This window comes from Halomonas ramblicola, from assembly GCF_030409215.1.
GTDB lineage: Bacteria > Pseudomonadota > Gammaproteobacteria > Pseudomonadales > Halomonadaceae > Halomonas > Halomonas ramblicola.
The window spans coordinates 1-578 of the sequence record NZ_JAUFPL010000023.1 but is presented as its reverse complement, the minus strand read 5'-3'; the positions used below and the strand labels follow the sequence as shown (position 1 = coordinate 578).

Sequence of the window (578 nt, the reverse complement as noted above, 5' to 3'; positions counted from 1 at the left end):
GGTGCCTTCGGGAGCGCACAGACAGGTGCTGCATGGCCGTCGTCAGCTCGTGTTGTGAAATGTTGGGTTAAGTCCCGTAACGAGCGCAACCCTTGTCCCTATTTGCCAGCGATACGGTCGGGAACTCTAGGGAGACTGCCGGTGACAAACCGGAGGAAGGTGGGGACGACGTCAGGTCATCATGGCCCTTACGGGTAGGGCTACACACGTGCTACAATGGCCGGTACAAAGGGTTGCAAAGCCGCGAGGTGGAGCGAATCCCGAAAAGCCGGTCTCAGTCCGGATCGGAGTCTGCAACTCGACTCCGTGAAGTCGGAATCGCTAGTAATCGTGAATCAGAATGTCACGGTGAATACGTTCCCGGGCCTTGTACACACCGCCCGTCACACCATGGGAGTGGACTGCACCAGAAGTGGTTAGCCTAACTTCGGAGGGCGATCACCACGGTGTGGTTCATGACTGGGGTGAAGTCGTAACAAGGTAGCCGTAGGGGAACCTGCGGCTGGATCACCTCCTTACCGACGCGTTGCCGACTGTCGGCAAGTGCTCACAATGAATTACCTGATCGACCAGAGCAA

The 578-nt window shown here is 57.3% G+C and carries 1 rRNA gene; it reads left to right on the top strand.

The features are described 5' to 3' along the window. A 16S ribosomal RNA gene (locus QWY80_RS08785) occupies nt 1–518 on the top strand; the annotation flags it as partial. Between the last annotated feature and the right edge of the window lie 60 nt (nt 519–578).